Raw genomic sequence first — 18,039 nt, forward strand, 5'->3', positions numbered from 1 at the left:
CAAAAGAAGGTCCCTCTATAAGATGAAGGGACCTTCTTTTTCATGTTATAATAAGCCAAGAAAAAGGAGGAACATCCATGACATTACGTGTAGAAAATGTTACAGGCGGATACAATCAAATGCCTGTTTTAAAAGATCTTTCATTTGAAATCGCTCCAGGAGAATTAGTAGGATTGATCGGATTAAATGGTGCTGGAAAAAGTACGACGATCAAAGAGATCATCGGCTTATTGCAACCGACTAAGGGATCAATTACGATTGATGGGTTGACCTTAGCTAAAGATCCAGAAGCGTATCGCAAAAAAATCGGATTCATCCCAGAAACACCGACTTTATATGAAGAATTAACGTTACGCGAACACATCGAAATTACGGCTATGGCCTATGACTTACCTTTAGATGAAGCAATGCGTCGAGCAGAAAAATTATTGACATTGTTTCGCTTAGAAAAACGCTTGGACTGGTTTCCGGCTAATTTTTCAAAAGGGATGAAGCAAAAAGTCATGATCTTATGCGCGTTTTTGATCGAACCTAGTCTCTATATTATTGATGAACCGTTTCTAGGATTAGATCCACTAGCGATCCATGCTTTACTCGAATTAATGTATGAGATGAAACAAACAGGTGCTTCGATTTTGATGTCGACCCATGTATTGGCTACAGCCGAACGCCATTGCGATCGATTCATCTTATTGCATAACGGTCAAATCAGAGCACAAGGAACACTAGCTGAGATCCAAGATACCTTCAACATGCCTCAAGCTTCACTCGATGAATTGTACTTGGCACTAACGAAGGAGGGATAGCGATGCAGGCATTTTTTAACAATCGAGTCAAAAAACATCAACAACAAATGCAACGTTACTTGCGTTATGTATTCAATGATCACTTTGCTTTGTTGATGACGTTGCTCATCGGAGCAGGTGGCTTATACTATTCCAATTTTCTCAAGACCCTAACGCCTCCATTTTCTATTGGCCGCATCTTTATTGTGTTGATTTTCTTACTTGCCTTAACGTTTGGTCGCTATGCTAGCTTGACTAAGCCGGCAGATCAACTTTTTTTGTTACCTAAAGAAACAAAAATGCGACAGTATCTGGTTAAGGCTTTGCGTTATTCTTGTATTGTACCGTTTGCTATGCTGTTTTTGATTGTTGGAGCGGTAATGCCACTTTATGTTGTATCGACAGCACAAGGATTTATTCAGTTTTTTAGTTTGTTTATCATGATGACTACATTGAAGTTTAGCCATCTACTTGTTCAACAGACTCGTTTATTTTTGATTCCTAAAAAAAGAATCCAACGCCTTACGATCATTTTTTGGGTTTATGCAATTGTAACGATTGGGTGTAGTGTATTTGTGACACCAATGATTGGTATCGGATTGGGGATTGTGGCGGCGATCGGTTTTTATTATGTGACCTGGAAAAAACAAACTGCTAGTTTAGACTGGGAAACGATGATCGATATGGAGCAAGATCGCTTGTACCGTGTGTATCAGTTTATTAATCTATTTACAGATGTACCGGCTGTCAAAGCGGTCGTAAAACGTCGTCGATTTGCTGATGTCCTTTTGAATCGAATCAAAAAAGTTCAGGCAAATACGTATTTTTACTTGTATAGTCGCCAATTTATTCGTGGAACAGAGTATAGTGGATTATTTATTCGCTTAGTGCTGATTTACTGTGTGATGATCGCATTTTTAGCGGAATATTGGATCGTGTTGATTTTAGGACTGGTCTGTTTATATTTGATTGGGTTCCAAATGATCCCGATGTATCATCGTTTTCGCTATATGTTATTAAGTGAGTTATATCCAGTAAGTGAAAAACTGCAAAAACAGGCTTTTCGTAAACTTTTAGCATTGATTTTAAGTGGTGCAACGATTATTTTCGCACTTGCAGTTTTGATGACACAACCATTCACAAATGGATTACTGATTATTATAGCCTTTATTGTGTTTAATGGATGCTTTTTATATGGTTATGTGCCACAACGTTTGAAAAAAATGAATCCTTAATGAGACACTTTTTCATGGAAGGTGAGATTTGCTTGACGTTGACTACTTAGGCGACTAGAATAGGAAGTACTGTTAATTTAAGGAGAGAAGTTCGATGGATATTCGTTTTGATAACGATTGGGATCTACAGCCCATCAAAGGCGATACTGGAAAAGCATATATTGGTATACGAGCTGACGATAAGGTCTTTATCAAGCGAAATACGACGCCGATGTTGGCTGCGTTATCCAAAGAAGGGATCACCCCTAAATTGGTTTGGACAAAACGAGTAGGTAATGGCGATACCCTATCTGCCCAAGAATGGCTAGAAGGCCGTCTGTTAACTGCTGATGAGATCGGCCAACGAAATGATGTGATCGATGTGTTGTATCATTTGCATCATTCGAATTCATTGAAAGATATTTTAACCAAAATCGGTGGCCAAACACGTTCGCCACAATACATGTTGCAAAGCTATATCAAAGAGTTGCCTACTGATTTAGCAAACCATTCTTTTTTGTTATTGGTACAAGATTATTTGACAGCATCTTTGCCAGCGTTTCATGCAGAAGAAAAAACGGTGGTTCATGGCGATGTCCATTGCCGGAATTGGCTGGTTTGTGAAAATTATTTGTATCTAGTGGATTGGGACTCGATCATGTTTGCTGATCCAGCTTATGATATCGCAACGGTTTTAGGTCATTACGTGCCAACTTCACTATGGAGTCGATGGCTTGTCAGTTATGGAATCAAACCAGAACCTGCTTTTTTAGAAAAAGTGTACTGGTATGCGCTATTGAATTTATTAGAAGAAATCAAAAAATATGCTTTGCGCAATGAAACGAAGCAGATGAATGCTGCCATCGTTCAATTAAAGCGGATTTATCGAGGATAGCAAAGAATAGAGTAAGAGGAGAAAAACTATGCGTGTTAGAAAACGAACAGGTGCTGAAGAAATGTTAGCAGCTAATCCACAATACGTCGTATCACAACCAGAAATATTTAAAGGGAAATGGGCTGAACGTTTTGGAAACGATCGACCGATCCATATTGAGATCGGTATGGGAAAAGGACAATTTATTACAGGCATGGCCAAAGCACATCCAGAAATCAATTATATTGGAATCGATATGCAAGTCAGCGTCGTTTCATTTGCTTTAGATAAAGTATTGGAACAAAATTTACCAAACGTTCAATTGTTACATGTCGATGGTTCTGCATTAACGAACTATTTTGCAGAAGGTGAAGTTGATCAAATCTATTTAAACTTTTCTGATCCTTGGCCAAAAAAACGTCATGAAAAACGCCGATTAACCTCTAAAGAGTTTTTAGCGGTCGATGAAACGATTTTAAAACCAAATGGTGAATTGCATTTCAAAACGGATAATCGTGGTCTATTTGAATACTCACTCGCAAGCTTTTCGCAATATGGTATGATTTTAAATCAAGTTTGGCTTGATTTACATGCTTCGACTTATGAAGGCAATATTATGACCGAATATGAGCAAAAGTTTTCGGCTAAAGGTCAACCGATCTATCGAGTTGAAGCTTATTTTCCACATCAAGATAAAAAATAGTCTGAGGATCATTTCCTCAGACTATTTTTTTGCGTATATAAAGCCAAAGGAGGTCATAGGGTGGAAATCGAAGCAATTTCAGATGAGTGGATTCGTTATGGATATCGACAAAACATCCAAGATTTATATCTATATCTAAATCCACAAGCAGGGGTCGTTAAGATGCGGGCCAATCAGACAGTGACGGTATACGAGACATATTCCTTAGAAGTCGCGCAACAATTGATTGCGCGCTTCAAATACTTAGGAGCGATGGATATTGGAGAAAAGCGGAAAGCTCAGTTGGGTGCGATCAGTTATGTCGTAGACCAACAAGTGATTCGATTACGATTATCAACGGTTGGCGATTACCGAGGATTAGAATCACTCGTCATTCGTTTTTTATCTCCGCAAGTGTTAATTGATTATACTGGAAATTTTGATTATTACACTTTGAGTACAGCAGTCACAAAACAAACTGGTCTTTTTTTGTTTAGCGGCGCAACAGGATCTGGTAAGACGACATTGATGTATCATTTAGCACAAGAAATCAAAGGACAGGTGATTACGATCGAAGACCCAGTAGAAATCGAGCAACACACATTTTTACAACTACAAGTCAATGAGAAAATCGATCAAAGTTATGATCAACTGATCAAATTAGCTTTGAGACACCGACCAGATCTTTTGATTATCGGTGAAATTCGTGACTATGATACAGCTAAAGCTGCAATTCGGGCTGCTTTAACAGGGCATCAGGTATTTGCGACGATTCATGCTAAAAGTATCTTCGAAACACTCGCTCGGCTTTTGGAATTAGGCTGTAGCCAGTGGGAGATCGACAATACGATCAAAGGGATCGTATATCAATCATTTCTTGACAATCAACCGACATTAGCTTTTGAACACTATGTAGGTCAAGTAGGATGAAAAAAGTAGCCAATACTACCCAAATCAGACGTTTTTTATTTTCGTTAACGTTATTGTTAGAAAATGGCTTTGAGCTAAAAGAAAGTTTAGCGATTATGAGAAGAAGCCAACAACTTCCACAACGTTTACTCGTCCGTTTTGAAGAAGGACTCGTTCAAGGTTCTTCGATAGCACATGCTTTTAAACAATTAGGCTGTACAAATAAAGAAGTGACCCAAATCCAATTTGCGTTGATTCATGGAAATTTAGTGAATACATTACAAACCTTATTAAGTCAACGAATACAGCGTGAAAAACAACTAACTTTATTTCGAAAAGCGAGTACGTATCCTGCGATTTTACTCATTGCAATTAGTTTCGTATTGTTGATTTTACGTCAGTACTTATTGCCACAATTACTGGCAGCGCATCTATTAGTCCGCGATCATTGGGGTGTTCAGTTTATTTTGTATCTCCCGTTTTATTTACTAGGAGTAGGATTGATCATCAGTTTTTTATTTGGATATTATCGCTACTATGTGCGTGTCCATAGTAAATTACAACACGCCCGCTTCTTGAGTAGATTACCTTTTTTTCATGTATGGTATCGTCTTTACCAAACGAGCTATTTTACGCTAGAGTGGGGGAATTTATACAGTCAAGGCTTAGAAAGTCAGCAAATTGTCAAATGTATGTTGCAACTATCTTCTGATACGCTAATGTATGAAGTCGCTCAAGAAATGGAAAAAGGATTTGCTCAGGGAAAAAGTTTCGCCGAACTAGTTAAAGAGCATCCTTTTTTAGCTCCAGAGTTGCCAACGATTATTTATCAAGGTGAGCTCGCAGGACGTTTGGGAGAAGAACTAAAATTGTATAGTCATTTGACGTTAGTTCGGTTATCTGAAAAATTAGAACGTGGCTTTTATTGGATCCAGCCAGTGTTATTTCTAGTAGTTGCTGGATTAGTGATTAGTATTTATGCCGCAATGTTTATACCGTTATACGAAAATATGGGAGGAGCATTAGTATGAAAAAGAAAAAAGCCTTTACCTTGGTTGAGGTATTGATTGTGTTAGTCGTGATTGGGGCGTTGATGGTCGTATTGATCCCAGGAATCGTAAATAAATCCCAGGAAGCCAATAAACAGAGCACGGAGATATCAAACCATATCCAAGAAGGATATGCGGAATATAGCAATTTTAAAGACGGAAAATGAGTAAGAAACAATCTGGCTTTACGCTGATCGAAGTTTGTGTGAGTTTGTTTCTGATCTTACTATGCTTAGTGATTCCGATTCATTCGATGCAACAAGCCAAACAAGAAGTCGAAGCGTATCGTTTTTTAACGGAGTTTGAAAAATCAGTCAAGCTTTATCACCAAAAAGCGGTACTGACTTCCTTTCCTGCAGAAATCAGAATAGACTCTAAACAAGTATATTTTGATTATAGACATCAAGAAACGATTTCATTGACTTATCCTAAAGGAACGTCTTTTGCAGTAAGTGATCCGATCGCTTTGAAATTTACGCAGCGAACAGGAACAAGTCAAAGTACATCGATAATTCGATTTTTACTGCCGTCTGGTCAAAAAGTATTGTATACCTTTAAGTTAGGGAGAGGAAATTATGATAAAAACATCGAGTAAACCTGCCTTTTTCTTCTTAGAAGGATGTATTGCTTTATTGCTGTTGTCTGGTGGTCTACTTTTGATTATCGAAAGTTATCAAACGATGATTGCGTTTCAAGAAGAAAATACACTCGAACAAGCAATGAGTCGGGAAGTGTATGAGCAACTATTAGCAAAACAAGATGTTCAAACAACGCAACTAGAGATCTCAAAAACACGTGTATGGTTCAAAAAGGAGGGAAAGGTGCTTGAAGTTTACGAAGCAACCAGCCACTACGATAATTGATGTATTATTTGCGTTATTCCTTAGTCTGACTTGTGCTATTTTAATTGCGAGCGCGTTTCGCTATTCTAAATTTTTAACAACGAAATTAGATCAGACGGCTGAACAAGAATGGTCGATTTTTTTGATCCAGCTCGAACATCAGACGTTATATGCTAAAAATGTACGGATCGAAGGCGCGATATTGAAATTCGATGGATTAGAAGATTCGTTTTCCGTGAATACGCCGATCAAGGATCAAGTATATAAACCTGTAGCTTTAAAAAGAGGGAATGAAGGGTGGCTAAATTATTCGATCAATGGTGGAACAAATATCGTCTTGACCCGAGTAACTCACTGTAGCTATCAGCAATTTCCCAATTATCTTAAACTTTTTGTTGAATTTAGTGATGGAAAAAAACGAACAGGAGTGGTGTCACTTGGGTTCAACTAAAAAAGGCTCCACGATGATCCAAGTCATGATCGGATTATTTTTTTTGATGAGCTTGTTTACGGTAATCGTCAAAAGTATAAGCTATACGTCAAAAGCAAAACAAGATATTACCAAGTATTATACCTTACGAATCATGGAAGAATTATTTCTTTACCACTATCTAGCTGAAATACGTGAAAAACCAGCAACTGATACGTATCAAACAATCAGATATAATACCGGTGAGATCCGATATAAAATCGAGAGTGAAAAAATCATTTACGAAGTATACGATTCCAAACAAAAATTATACCGAAAATATCAGATTATGAATGAAAAATAAATACAGATTATTCAAAAAGATAGTACAGGATTTCGTACTATCTTCTTTTTTATCTACAAATTTAGTACGTATTTATAACACTCTTTACTTTTCGATTAGAACTAGGGGAAGTTGGTTGATTATTTTTACTAAATCGGCTAGAATTATACAGGGAAATGTAGTGTTATAGTGATAAAGAGAGGTGTACGATGGCTCAAGAAAAAATGGAAGAACTATTTGAATTACAACTTCAAGCAGTTCAATTAATGCAAAATGCGTTGAAGAGTTCTTTTTACGATGCGTATATCGAACATATTGAAAATATGATTGATTCGTATCAAGTGCGTGTGATTGATGGCGTACCTGAAAAAGAAGTCGCACAACAGTTGCAGGAAATCTATGATCGCTTGGCACAGTATGAATTATCTGCTGAAGAAAAACGCAAAATGGTCCAGTTGCTTTTGCTTAAAGGAATGCAGACTGAACCTTTGCAACCTAATCATCAGCTTACGCCAGATGGTATTGGATTTTTGTTTGTCTATTTGATCGAACAATTGGCACCCAAAAAAGAACAACCTTTGCGCTTACTTGATCTAACTGTTGGTATGGGAAATTTACTACTAACGGCAATGACAAATCTGAGTTTGGCCAATTATAAGGAAGTAACTGGAATTGGTGTGGATAATGATGAAACGTTATTAGAAATTGCTGCGGCTAACGCTGAGTGGATCGCTGCTTCATTACAACTGTTCCATCAAGATGGTCTTCAAGAATTATTGATTGAGCCAATGGATATTGCTTTTTCGGATTTACCGATTGGGTATTATCCAAACGATGAGAAGGCTCAGAATTTCATTTCTGGTGTTTCAGATGAACATTCTTATGCCCATCATCTATTAATGGAACAAAGCATGAATTATGTAAAAGAAGCAGGTTTTGGATTATTTCTAGTACCATCGAATTTTTTAGAATCTGAACAAAGTGAAGCTCTAAAAGGATGGTTCAAAGAACGTGTATACATGCAAGGGATTATCCAGCTTCCAGATGATCTATTTAAACATGAATCAGCTCGAAAAAGTATCTTGATCGTCCAAAACCATGGAAAACAAGCTAACCAAGTGACCGAAGTATTATTAGCGAAGCTAGCCACGTTAAAAAATCCAGAAAGTATCGTATCATTTTTCAAACAATTTGAAGAATGGAAACAAGAACAAGAGATCCTTTAATCTTGATCGTCAAGTTAAAGTGAAAATATAGAAATGAGGAAAATCGATGTCAAAAACAATTGCAATCAATGCAGGTAGTTCAAGTTTAAAATGGCAATTATACACAATGCCTGAAGAGACAGTAGTCGCAAAAGGAATCGTAGAACGTATTGGGATGAACGATTCGATCTTTACGATTAAATATGGTGAAGGCGAAAAATACGAAGTAGTTATCGATATTCCTGATCACGAAGTAGCAGTAAAAATGTTATTAGATCAATTAATCGATCTAAAAATCTTAGCTTCTTACGATGAAATCACTGGTGTAGGTCACCGTGTCGTTCATGGTGGAGAGTACTTTGACCGTTCTGTTGTCGTAACGGATGAAGTAATGGCAAAAATCGAAGAATTATTTGATTTTGCACCATTACACAACCCAGCAAACTTAATGGGAATCAAAGCATTTAAACACTTATTACCAGATATTATCAGTGTTGCCGTATTTGATACAGCATTCCATGCAACAATGCCAAAACCTGCTTATCTATATAGCTTACCGATCGAATACTACAACGACTATAAAGTACGTAAATACGGAGCACATGGAACAAGTCATCGTTATGTTTCAGAACGTGCAGCTGAAATGTTAGAAAAACCAATTGAAGAGTTAAAAATCATTACGTGTCACCTAGGAAACGGTGGATCCATTACTGCTGTTAACGGTGGTCATTCAGTAGATACATCAATGGGCTTCACACCATTAGCAGGAATCACTATGGGAACTCGTTCTGGTGATTTAGATGCAGCGATCTTACCATACTTAATGGGTAAATTAGATATCGATATCGACGAAATGGTTTCAATCTTAAATAAAAAATCAGGTCTTTTAGGTCTAACTGGTGGTTTGTCTAGTGACATGCGTGACTTGCAAGATAACAAAGATAAAGAAGATGTACGTGTAGCATTAGAAGTATTCTACGACCGTGTACGTAAATACATCGGAAGTTACGTTGCCGCAATGAACGGTGTGGATGCTATTGTTTTCACAGCGGGTATTGGTGAAAATTCTGCTATCGTTCGTTCTGAAATTATGAATGGTTTAACTTGGTTTGGTGCTGAGTTAGATCCAGAACAAAATGCTAAATTTGGAGATCATATCATCTCAACTGAAAATTCTAAAGTCAAAGTATTGTTAATTCCAACAGATGAAGAATTAATGATTGCTCGCGATGTAGAAGCATTACGTTAATGGTGTAACAGACTGTCATATGACAGTCTGTTTTTTTATTTTCTTACAAAACTGTTCGTGAAAAAGTGAAAATATTAGTAGAAAAAAAGTGAGATAAAGGCGTACACTATAGGTAATGAATGTAAGCGAAATCATTTTGAGGAGGAAATGTAAATGAGTGAAGTCTTACAATTTTTAGCACCAGTTACCGGACAGTTATTGCCAATCCAACAAGTTCCTGATCCAGTATTCTCACAAAAAACGATGGGTGAAGGATATGGTGTCGTTCCGATCGATGGACAGATCGTATCACCAGTTAGCGGGGTGATTATGCTCGTAGCGGATACAAAACATGCAATCGGAATCAAGACGACGTCAGGAGTCGAAGTCTTATTGCATATGGGAATCGACACAGTCGATCTAAAAGGGGCTCCTTTTAAAGTCAACGTTTCACAAGGAGAAGAGATTCAAGCTGGAGCATCATTAGCAACAGTCGATTTAGAAAAAGTAAAAGCTGCTGGAAAAGATACTACGATCATTGTTGCGATCACAAATACCAAGCAAATGGTCGATATTTTTGGCGTCAAAACGAGTCGTGAAGTCCATGCAGGCGAAACGGTCGCCACATTAACGCTCAAAGCAATAACAGCTACTGTGAAAACAGAGCCAGCAAATGATTTAACAGATAAAAATGGATATGCTAAAACGGCACATCTCGTATTAGCTGCAGTTGGAGGTAAAAAAAATATCACACAATTCATCCATTGTATCACGCGTTTGCGTTTTTATTTAAAAGATGAAACGATCCCAGATGATGAAGCGATTCGAAAAATTCCAGGTGTGATCGATGTTGCTAGAGCAGGTGGGCAATATCAAGTGGTGATTGGGCAAACAGTCGAAGATGTGTTTAATGAAGCGATTGCCCAATTAGGTGATGGGTTCAGTCAAGCAAACGAAGAACAAACGAAAGTATCATTTAAAGATCAGCATGGACTATGGGCTAAGATCAAATTTGGAGCAGCAAATCTGATTGGTACAATTACCGGATCGATGATGCCAGTCGTCGGATTGTTGGCAGCTAGTGGGATGTTAAAAGGGATCTTGACGATTTTAACGACTTGGGGCGGTGTTTCGACCTCATCGCAAACTTATGTGATTATTAGTGCGATGGGGGATGCAACATTTTATTTCTTACCAGTATTAGTTGGGTTTACCGCAGCACAAAAATTAGGTTCTAATCCTGTAGTTGTTGCGATTATTGGTGCATTTTTGATTTATCCTTCACTGGTCCAAATCCATGCGACAGGTAAATTTTCGTATCATATTTTAGGAATGGGAATCAATTCGAATTTTTTAGGCATCCCGATTCATATTCCACAATATACGTATTCGATTTTTCCGATGATTTTTGCAGCTTGGATGGCTGCTAAACTTGAACCATGGATCAAAAGTTGGATGCCGGTCGTATTGAGAATGATCTTTACGCCGTTAGTTGAGATTTTTTTAGTCGGTATGACAGTCTTGATTGTAGTCGGTCCAATCATTACCTTGATTTCAACAGGTATTTCAAATGGTTTACAAGCATTGCTTCATTTAAGTTTACCGTTATCCGGTTTGATTATTGGAGGGTTGTATCAAGTATTGGTAATTTTTGGGTTACACTGGGCAGTTATTCCAATTATTTCGGCTCAATTATCCGTTCCCGGTGGTCATTCAGTTTTAAATGGGATTGTTTCGGTTACCATGATTGCTCAAGGTGCCGGAGCGTTAGCGGTATATGTGAAAACACGAAATAATGAAAACTTAAAAGGATTGTCAGCATCAGCTGCGATTTCAGCGTTTTGCGGTATTACGGAACCAGCGATGTATGGGGTCAATTTAAAATATGGGCGTGTCTTTATTACTGCGAGTATGGGAGCTGCTATTGGCGGCCTGGTCAATGGATTATTAAAAGTCGATATGTTTGGCTTTACCGGTTCATTGATTGGATTCCCATCTTTTGCAAGTAAAACCGATCCCAATAATTTCTTGTATTTCTGGATCGTATCGGCAATTACGATCATTGCAGCCTTTACTTTGACTTATCTTTTTGGCTATAAAGAATCAGATGGTCTTCATGAAAAACAAGCACCTAAAAAACGTCATCTCGGTCAATAAAAAAATCCCCGTCTGTTTGCTAATTGAAGCAAACAGATGGGGATTTAGCTTTGAATAAAAAATTGAGAATAGTCTGGATGATAATAGTTTTTCGAGAAATCAAATGGTTTTCCCGCAGCAGTGTAATAGAGTTCCTCGATAAATAAAACAGGGTCTTTTACGTTCAGTTCTAAAAAATGAGCGATATCTTCTTTGACACGAGCAACTTTCAAATATTTATCGGAAAAACCAATTTGTAAATTCAACCCTTTTTCTAAATAATCAAAAATGGAATCTTCTGCAATCGCGCGATTTAAAAAGGAGACAATATCTTGTTTGTAGTAGGATTGTTCAAAGCAAAAAACTTGTCCACGAATCGAGTGCACACGTTCAACAAAGTAAATAGGATCACCGACATCGCATTGCAAATTAGTCGCAATCTCTTTAGTTGCGGCTATGGTTTCTAGTGTAATCACGCGTGACGTTTCATCGGCTGCTTTTAAATCATCCGTAAAGCCACGATTTTGAATCAAGCTGATATACCCACGCCGTTTTTTTCGGCGTACAAAAATCCCACTACCTTGGACTTGATAGATTACACCACGTTCTTCTAAAAGCTGTAAGGTTTTTAAAATCGTGTTTTTGCTAACATCGTACTCTTTGGTTAGTGTTGTGATATTGGCTAAACGTGTTCCTTGTAAGAGGTCTTGTTCTTTGATTGATCGCTCGATTGCTTGAGCGATCTCAATGTATTTTGGCATGTTCTTCCTCCTAAAAAATAGTCGTCTTTAGTGTACCAAAAAAATAACTATAATTATATATATTTAAACTATTGACGATTGTATGGGTATAATTTATTATAATGGTATAAATAAAAAAGTAAAGGTTAAATTACGAGTTAGATGTTTCGTTGTCTGTTTTTATGATCGTAGTCGTTCCAAATAGTGGTGATTACGAGAATATGCTGATTACTGAAAAAACAACAGTTACACCAAACGATACGATTATTGAATTTAAATAAAGGATTTAGGAGGACGACAAAATGGTACAAAAGAATTTCTTATGGGGTGGTGCATTAGCAGCACATCAATTTGAAGGTGGTTGGAATGCTGGTGGGAAAGGACCGAGTGTGGTTGATGTCATGACAGCAGGTGCGCATGGAGTAGCTCGTGAAATTACTCAAGAAATCGAAGCCGATAAATTTTATCCCAATCATGAAGCGATTGATTTTTATCATCATTATAAAGAAGATATTGCATTGTTTGCTGAAATGGGATTAAAGTGTCTACGTACATCTATAGCTTGGAGTCGTATTTTTCCTAATGGAGATGAAGAAACACCTAATGAAGAAGGGTTGAAATTCTATGATCAAGTATTTGATGAGTTATTAAAACATGGGATTGAACCTGTGATTACACTGTCGCATTTTGAAATGCCTTTATATTTAGCTCGTGAGTATGGTGGGTTTAGAAATCGCAAAGTGATCGATTTCTTTGCTAGATTTGCCGAAGTAGTTTTTGAACGCTATCAAGATAAAGTCAAATATTGGATGACATTTAATGAGATCAATAACCAAATGGACGTGCATAATCCTATTTTCTTATGGACAAATTCAGGAGTATTAGTCGAAGAAGGTGAAGATGCAAAAGAAGTCATGTATCAAGTAGCACACAACGAATTAGTAGCTAGCGCAAAGGCAGTGATGATTGGACGTTCAATCAATCCAGAATTCCAAATTGGATGTATGGTATCTCATGTACCAATCTATCCGTATTCATGTAATCCAGTAGACATCATGGCTGCTGAAGAAGCAAATCGACAACGTTTCTTCTTTGCTGATGTACATGTTCGTGGTGAATATCCAAATTATGCGCTAAAAGAATTTGAACGTGAGGGGTATCAATTAGATATTCGTTTGGAAGATCTGGCTGTATTAAAAGAAGGTACGGTCGATTATATCGGATTTAGTTATTATATGTCGACTGTTGTCAAAGCTGACGCAGAAAATAAAGTAGATAACAATATCGTAAACGGTGGATTGCCAAACGGGGTTGAAAATCCATTTATCAAGTCAAGTGATTGGGGATGGGCGATCGATCCAGAAGGATTGCGTTATAGCTTAAATCGCTTATACGATCGCTATCAATTGCCACTATTTATCGTAGAAAATGGTTTCGGTGCTATCGACGAATTAGAAGATGGTCAAGTCCATGATCAGGCGCGTATCGATTACCTTACTGCACATATCGAAGCCTTAACAAAAGCAGTCGATTATGATGGCGTAGAACTATTAGGCTATACACCGTGGGGAATCATCGACTTAGTATCCTTTACCACTGGTGAAATGAAAAAACGTTATGGCATGATCTACGTTGATCGTGATAACGAAGGAAACGGTTCGATGAAACGCTATAAAAAAGATTCATTTGCATGGTATCAAGAAGTAATTGCTTCGAATGGTAAAAATTTAAACTAGTTTTTAGCGTGTAAAAGTTTCTTTTACGCGCTTTTTTATTAACCATTCGTACGTTTTTCTGTTTTGCGCTATAATAAAATCACTTTCAAGAAAGAAGGGATCACGATGAATCGACATGTGTATTGTTTAACGTACAATGATGAAACTGGTGTTTGGATTGAATCTTTGGATATTAAAGAAGTACAAGAAAAATATGTGATCTTAAATGAAGAAAGCCATGTATTCTCAGAACATAAACTTCCACTACACGATCAATATCGCGTACAACAAACAGCAGAGGGCTATCTTACTTGGTGCATCGATCGTGAGAATATTTTGAAAATGAAAGCTGATTTTTTACATGATTTAGCGAAAGATTTGACGTATCTCAAGCGACAAGCACAAGCGCTAGAACTTGCCATTGCTGAAGTTGAGCAATTAACGGTCACAAAATGGAAGGTTAGAGAATAGGTGGTTTTAAAATGGAATTAAGAGTATTACATTATTTTTTATATGTGGCAAACGAAGGCTCGATTACGAAAGCTGCCAAACGGCTTCACCTAACCCAGCCTACTTTGTCACGGCAATTGAAACAATTAGAAGAAGAGTTGCAATGTCGCTTATTTGAACGCACACCAAAAGGACTGATATTAACTTCACAGGGCCAACTTTTAAAACAACATGCCTTGGAAATGTTTCGTTTGGAAGAAAAAATCAAGGACGAATTCCAACAAGAAAATGAGTTTTCGGGAACTTTGGTGATTGGAGCTGGTGAGTTTCAAAGTATGGGTGAGTTTGCTGAAATAGTGAAGCTTTTTCAAACTAATCATCCCGCAGTGACGGTTGAATTAGTCAGTGGTAATGCTGATTTTATTCAACAAAAGTTGACTCAAGGATTACTTGATCTAGGCATCATTTTAGAAGTAAACCAAAAAGAAGGATATACTTCGCTTTATTTTAAAACGAAAGAACAATTTGGAGTCTATGTCGACACGCATCATCCGTTAGCGACTAAACGCTTGATAAATCTAGCCGATCTAGATCATTATGCTTTATGGCGAAGTAAAAATCAGTCTGTTCAAGACTATTTGATAGAACATTTAGGCGCTGACTATCACAATAAAAAGTGGATTGGAGAATATACTTTACTACATAATTGTCTTTACTTTTTGAAGCAAACGGATCAGGTCTGTGTATCGTTGAAACTTCCGCTTCAGCATCCTGATTTGATGTTTATACCTTTTGAATCAAATCTAAGTTTGAAAACAATCGCAATCTACCAAACGAATCAGTTACGATCTCCACTAGTTCATGCATTTTTAGAACATCTCAAGTCCATGCTTTTCGTGCATGAGATCAAAAAGAAATAGGCATTAGACATTTTGTTTATTTTTTTGCATACTCTCTTTAAAAAGAAGATGGAGGAAACTTAAGATGGGAACATTATATTTAATGCGGCATGGACAGACTTTATTTAATCAATTAGGTAAAATTCAAGGTGCGTGTGATTCGCCTTTGACTGAATTAGGGATTGCTCAAGCGCAGCAAGCCCAAATATATTTTCAAGAAAACCAAATTGTATTTGAAAGTATATATGCTTCAACACAAGAAAGAGCAGTAGATACTGCAAAGATCGTTGCTAGAACAGAAGAAATCAGAACGCTTAAAGGTCTTAAAGAGTGGAATTTTGGAATGTTTGAGGGCGAAAGTGAGCGCTTGAATCCTAAGCGCAAACCTGGAGAAACTTCTTATGGTGATTTCTTTGTTCCTTATGGCGGTGAGAGTGCGGATCAAGTCCAAAATCGTATGTATGAAACAATCTCCCAACTGATGGACAATTCGACAGGTGGTGCAGTACTTACAGTCAGTCACGGTGGAGCGATGTATCGGTTTATTCAAAAAATCGTACCAGAAGATATTGTGGCTACACTCCGATTTACGAATTGTTGCATACTAGTTTTTGATTACGCAGAACAAACATTTTCTTTTACAGGTATCGTTCATCCTACAACGCCTAATTCTTAATTTTTTCTCAAGATAAAGTATCTGGTCTAAATCAACTTAACGTTATAATAAAGCCCGATATATAAAGAAAACGATTTATTTTAAAATGAACTTCACAAAGTATAACGCTTACTTTGTGGGTGGAAAACTGCTGCTGCTTTAGTGTGGGAGCTGTTTTTTTTTACGAGTCAAATGGGTGAAAAGTCATTATGGTTTACGGCAATCTTTTTACTTGGGATTGCAATCTACTCAAAAGTGATTAAATCAGAAAATCATGCGATCTTGATCGATCCAGATTAGGAGTGAAGAAGATGTATGATGTGATTGTGATAGGAAGTGGTCTAGCTGGTTTGACAGCAGCGTTTGGACTAAAAAAAGCGGGAAAATCTGTACTTGTCATCGAGCAGCGTTATTTTGGAGGTGTTGTCAATAATACTGGGAGCACACGTAAAAAAGAATTGGTGTCGATTTCAAAGCATTTTTTACAAAATCAACGCTACGCTAAATATGGAATCGCGACAAGCGAAACATTAGATTGGGAAAAAACATTAAATTGGATCAATACGATCGAGGAAAATGAATCATTAGCACATGAACAAGCGTTAAGCCAAGCTGGTATCGATACACTTTTTGGACAGGCAACCTTTGTTTCACCTCATGAAGTCAATGTTGACGGTATCGTGTATCAAGGTAAACAGTTTATCGTGGCAACAGGAGGAGAGGATCGTACCTTTACGTTTGAAGGCCATGAATTGACTCAGGATAGTGCAGCATTTTTGACACAGGCGACTTTGCCAAAAGAGATTTTATTGATCGGTGCTGGAATTATCTCATTTGCCTTCATGACGATTGCTACAGCATTTGGAGCAACTGTTAACGTATGGCAACACAACGGTCAAGCATTAAAAATTTTTGATCAAAGTTTCGTACGTCAATTGATTGAAATCAATAAAAAACGTGGTGTACAATTTGAATTTAATCAAACGATCGAGTCGATTGAACGTTTGGAAAATGGACGATTGAAAGTGACCAGTCAAACAGGAAAACAACAAGAAGTCGATGCTGTCTATCGTGTAGCAGGTCGAGTGGCTCAAGTGGACCATCTTGTTTTAGAAAAAGCAGCTGTCGAGTATGATCAACATGGGATTCATGTAAATGATTATCTTCAGACTACACAGCCACATATTTTTGCGTGCGGAGATTGTAATGATCAAGCTGTTCCTAAATTAGCAACGTATGCGGTATTACAAGCTCAGTATTTAGTGGATCATCTGGTTCATCAAGAATTGGCACCGATTCGCTATCCACTACCTGCAATGTCAACATTTAGCCAGCCCAAACTAGCTCAGACTGGTGTCTTGATAATTGAGGCTTTGATGCATCTTGAACAGTACGAAGTGGAAGAGTTAGATATGGACGATTGGTTAGACAGCCGAAAAATTGCTGAAGAAGGGGCACGTTTGAAAGTGATCAAACGAAAAAGTGATAACCGTATCGTAGGAGCCACTGCACTTGCTCAGGAAGCTGATTTGTTGATCAATTATGTGACACAAGGGTTACATGCCAATTGGACGAAAGATGAACGTCGAAATCAAGTATATGCTTATCCATCATTAGTCAATGAACTCGATCGCTTTTGGAGTTGATTCAAAAAGTCATTTGCTATTTAATAGCAGATGGCTTTTTTTGTCTTTTATGAAACATTATTAAAAATAAAACTAAAAAATATTGAAATAATATTTCTTAAATTGTATACTATAGTTAGAAATATAATTTCAAAATAGTCAAGTCCATAATCCTGTGTAAAATACTATACAATGTTTTACTGGTCTCTCATTGATCAAACTTAATATATTTTCTTGTAGAACTGAGCCATTCGTCATGAAGGTCCATAAGGACAGCTC

Annotated in this window: 20 protein-coding genes; 19 read left to right on the top strand and 1 reads right to left on the bottom strand. The window is 37.4% G+C overall.

The genetic code is table 11. From position 1 onward, the window contains the following. Positions 1–77: 77 nt before the first annotated feature. The 14 genes from ACWOEC_RS10095 to ACWOEC_RS10160 all read left to right on the top strand — a co-directional run bounded on the left by ACWOEC_RS10095 (position 78) and on the right by ACWOEC_RS10160 (position 11,697). Positions 78–806, top strand: a complete 729-nt coding sequence (locus ACWOEC_RS10095; RefSeq protein WP_455307926.1) for an ABC transporter ATP-binding protein — start codon at positions 78–80, stop codon at positions 804–806. Between the two features lie 2 nt (positions 807–808). Further along, positions 809–2,020: an ABC transporter permease gene (locus tag ACWOEC_RS10100; protein ID WP_455307928.1), complete on the top strand. Its 1,212-nt coding sequence runs from the start codon at positions 809–811 to the stop codon at positions 2,018–2,020. Between the two features lie 94 nt (positions 2,021–2,114). Beyond that, complete coding sequence (locus ACWOEC_RS10105; RefSeq protein WP_455307930.1) at positions 2,115–2,894, top strand: phosphotransferase family protein; 780 nt, start codon at positions 2,115–2,117, stop codon at positions 2,892–2,894. A 28-nt stretch (positions 2,895–2,922) separates the two neighbouring features. Next, positions 2,923–3,576: a tRNA (guanosine(46)-N7)-methyltransferase TrmB gene (gene trmB / locus ACWOEC_RS10110; protein ID WP_455307932.1), complete on the top strand. Its 654-nt coding sequence runs from the start codon at positions 2,923–2,925 to the stop codon at positions 3,574–3,576. A 60-nt stretch (positions 3,577–3,636) separates the two neighbouring features. Continuing rightward, entirely contained in the window at positions 3,637–4,485 is an 849-nt protein-coding gene (comGA, locus tag ACWOEC_RS10115; RefSeq protein ID WP_455307934.1) for a competence type IV pilus ATPase ComGA, read from the top strand. Continuing rightward, positions 4,482–5,495 (top strand): competence type IV pilus assembly protein ComGB, encoded by a 1,014-nt coding sequence (gene comGB, locus ACWOEC_RS10120; protein WP_455307936.1) that lies wholly within the window; start codon positions 4,482–4,484, stop codon positions 5,493–5,495. Before comGA ends, comGB begins: the two co-directional genes overlap by 4 nt. Continuing rightward, complete coding sequence (locus tag ACWOEC_RS10125; protein ID WP_297076967.1) at positions 5,492–5,680, top strand: prepilin-type N-terminal cleavage/methylation domain-containing protein; 189 nt, start codon at positions 5,492–5,494, stop codon at positions 5,678–5,680. Before comGB ends, ACWOEC_RS10125 begins: the two co-directional genes overlap by 4 nt. Then, positions 5,677–6,108 carry a competence type IV pilus minor pilin ComGD gene (gene comGD / locus ACWOEC_RS10130; protein ID WP_455307938.1) on the top strand — a complete coding sequence of 144 codons (432 nt, stop codon included), beginning with the start codon at positions 5,677–5,679 and terminating at the stop codon, positions 6,106–6,108. Before ACWOEC_RS10125 ends, comGD begins: the two co-directional genes overlap by 4 nt. After that, positions 6,089–6,376, top strand: coding sequence for a hypothetical protein (locus tag ACWOEC_RS10135; RefSeq protein ID WP_455307940.1), 288 nt, complete (start codon positions 6,089–6,091; stop codon positions 6,374–6,376). Before comGD ends, ACWOEC_RS10135 begins: the two co-directional genes overlap by 20 nt. Further along, positions 6,339–6,806 (top strand): competence type IV pilus minor pilin ComGF, encoded by a 468-nt coding sequence (locus ACWOEC_RS10140; RefSeq protein ID WP_455307942.1) that lies wholly within the window; start codon positions 6,339–6,341, stop codon positions 6,804–6,806. Before ACWOEC_RS10135 ends, ACWOEC_RS10140 begins: the two co-directional genes overlap by 38 nt. Further along, positions 6,793–7,128: a competence type IV pilus minor pilin ComGG gene (locus ACWOEC_RS10145; RefSeq protein WP_455307944.1), complete on the top strand. Its 336-nt coding sequence runs from the start codon at positions 6,793–6,795 to the stop codon at positions 7,126–7,128. Before ACWOEC_RS10140 ends, ACWOEC_RS10145 begins: the two co-directional genes overlap by 14 nt. A gap of 188 nt (positions 7,129–7,316) precedes the next feature. Continuing rightward, entirely contained in the window at positions 7,317–8,333 is a 1,017-nt protein-coding gene (locus ACWOEC_RS10150) for a class I SAM-dependent methyltransferase (protein WP_455307946.1), read from the top strand. Between the two features lie 46 nt (positions 8,334–8,379). After that, a complete protein-coding gene (locus tag ACWOEC_RS10155) occupies positions 8,380–9,561 on the top strand; it encodes an acetate/propionate family kinase (RefSeq protein ID WP_455307948.1) in 1,182 nt (393 codons plus the stop codon). 153 nt (positions 9,562–9,714) lie between these two features. After that, complete coding sequence (locus tag ACWOEC_RS10160; RefSeq protein ID WP_455307949.1) at positions 9,715–11,697, top strand: glucose PTS transporter subunit IIA; 1,983 nt, start codon at positions 9,715–9,717, stop codon at positions 11,695–11,697. A gap of 44 nt (positions 11,698–11,741) precedes the next feature. On the opposite strand, the gene ACWOEC_RS10165 is transcribed toward ACWOEC_RS10160, so the two are convergent. Next, complete coding sequence (locus ACWOEC_RS10165) at positions 11,742–12,437, bottom strand: GntR family transcriptional regulator (RefSeq protein WP_455307951.1); 696 nt, start codon at positions 12,435–12,437, stop codon at positions 11,742–11,744. A gap of 281 nt (positions 12,438–12,718) precedes the next feature. Between ACWOEC_RS10165 and ACWOEC_RS10170 the strand changes: the two genes are divergently transcribed. The 5 genes from ACWOEC_RS10170 (at position 12,719) to ACWOEC_RS10190 (ending at position 17,781) form a co-directional block, all read left to right on the top strand. After that, complete coding sequence (locus ACWOEC_RS10170) at positions 12,719–14,152, top strand: 6-phospho-beta-glucosidase (protein WP_455307953.1); 1,434 nt, start codon at positions 12,719–12,721, stop codon at positions 14,150–14,152. A gap of 105 nt (positions 14,153–14,257) precedes the next feature. Beyond that, positions 14,258–14,602 (top strand): hypothetical protein, encoded by a 345-nt coding sequence (locus ACWOEC_RS10175; RefSeq protein ID WP_455307955.1) that lies wholly within the window; start codon positions 14,258–14,260, stop codon positions 14,600–14,602. A gap of 11 nt (positions 14,603–14,613) precedes the next feature. Continuing rightward, a complete protein-coding gene (locus ACWOEC_RS10180; RefSeq protein WP_455307957.1) occupies positions 14,614–15,501 on the top strand; it encodes a LysR family transcriptional regulator in 888 nt (295 codons plus the stop codon). Positions 15,502–15,565: 64 nt separating this feature from the next. Next, on the top strand, positions 15,566–16,156 hold the full coding sequence (locus tag ACWOEC_RS10185) for a histidine phosphatase family protein (RefSeq protein WP_455307959.1): 591 nt from the start codon (positions 15,566–15,568) through the stop codon (positions 16,154–16,156). 290 nt (positions 16,157–16,446) lie between these two features. Further along, complete coding sequence (locus tag ACWOEC_RS10190) at positions 16,447–17,781, top strand: FAD-dependent oxidoreductase (protein WP_455307961.1); 1,335 nt, start codon at positions 16,447–16,449, stop codon at positions 17,779–17,781. Positions 17,782–18,039: the final 258 nt, after the last annotated feature.

This window comes from Enterococcus bulliens (assembly GCF_053761865.1).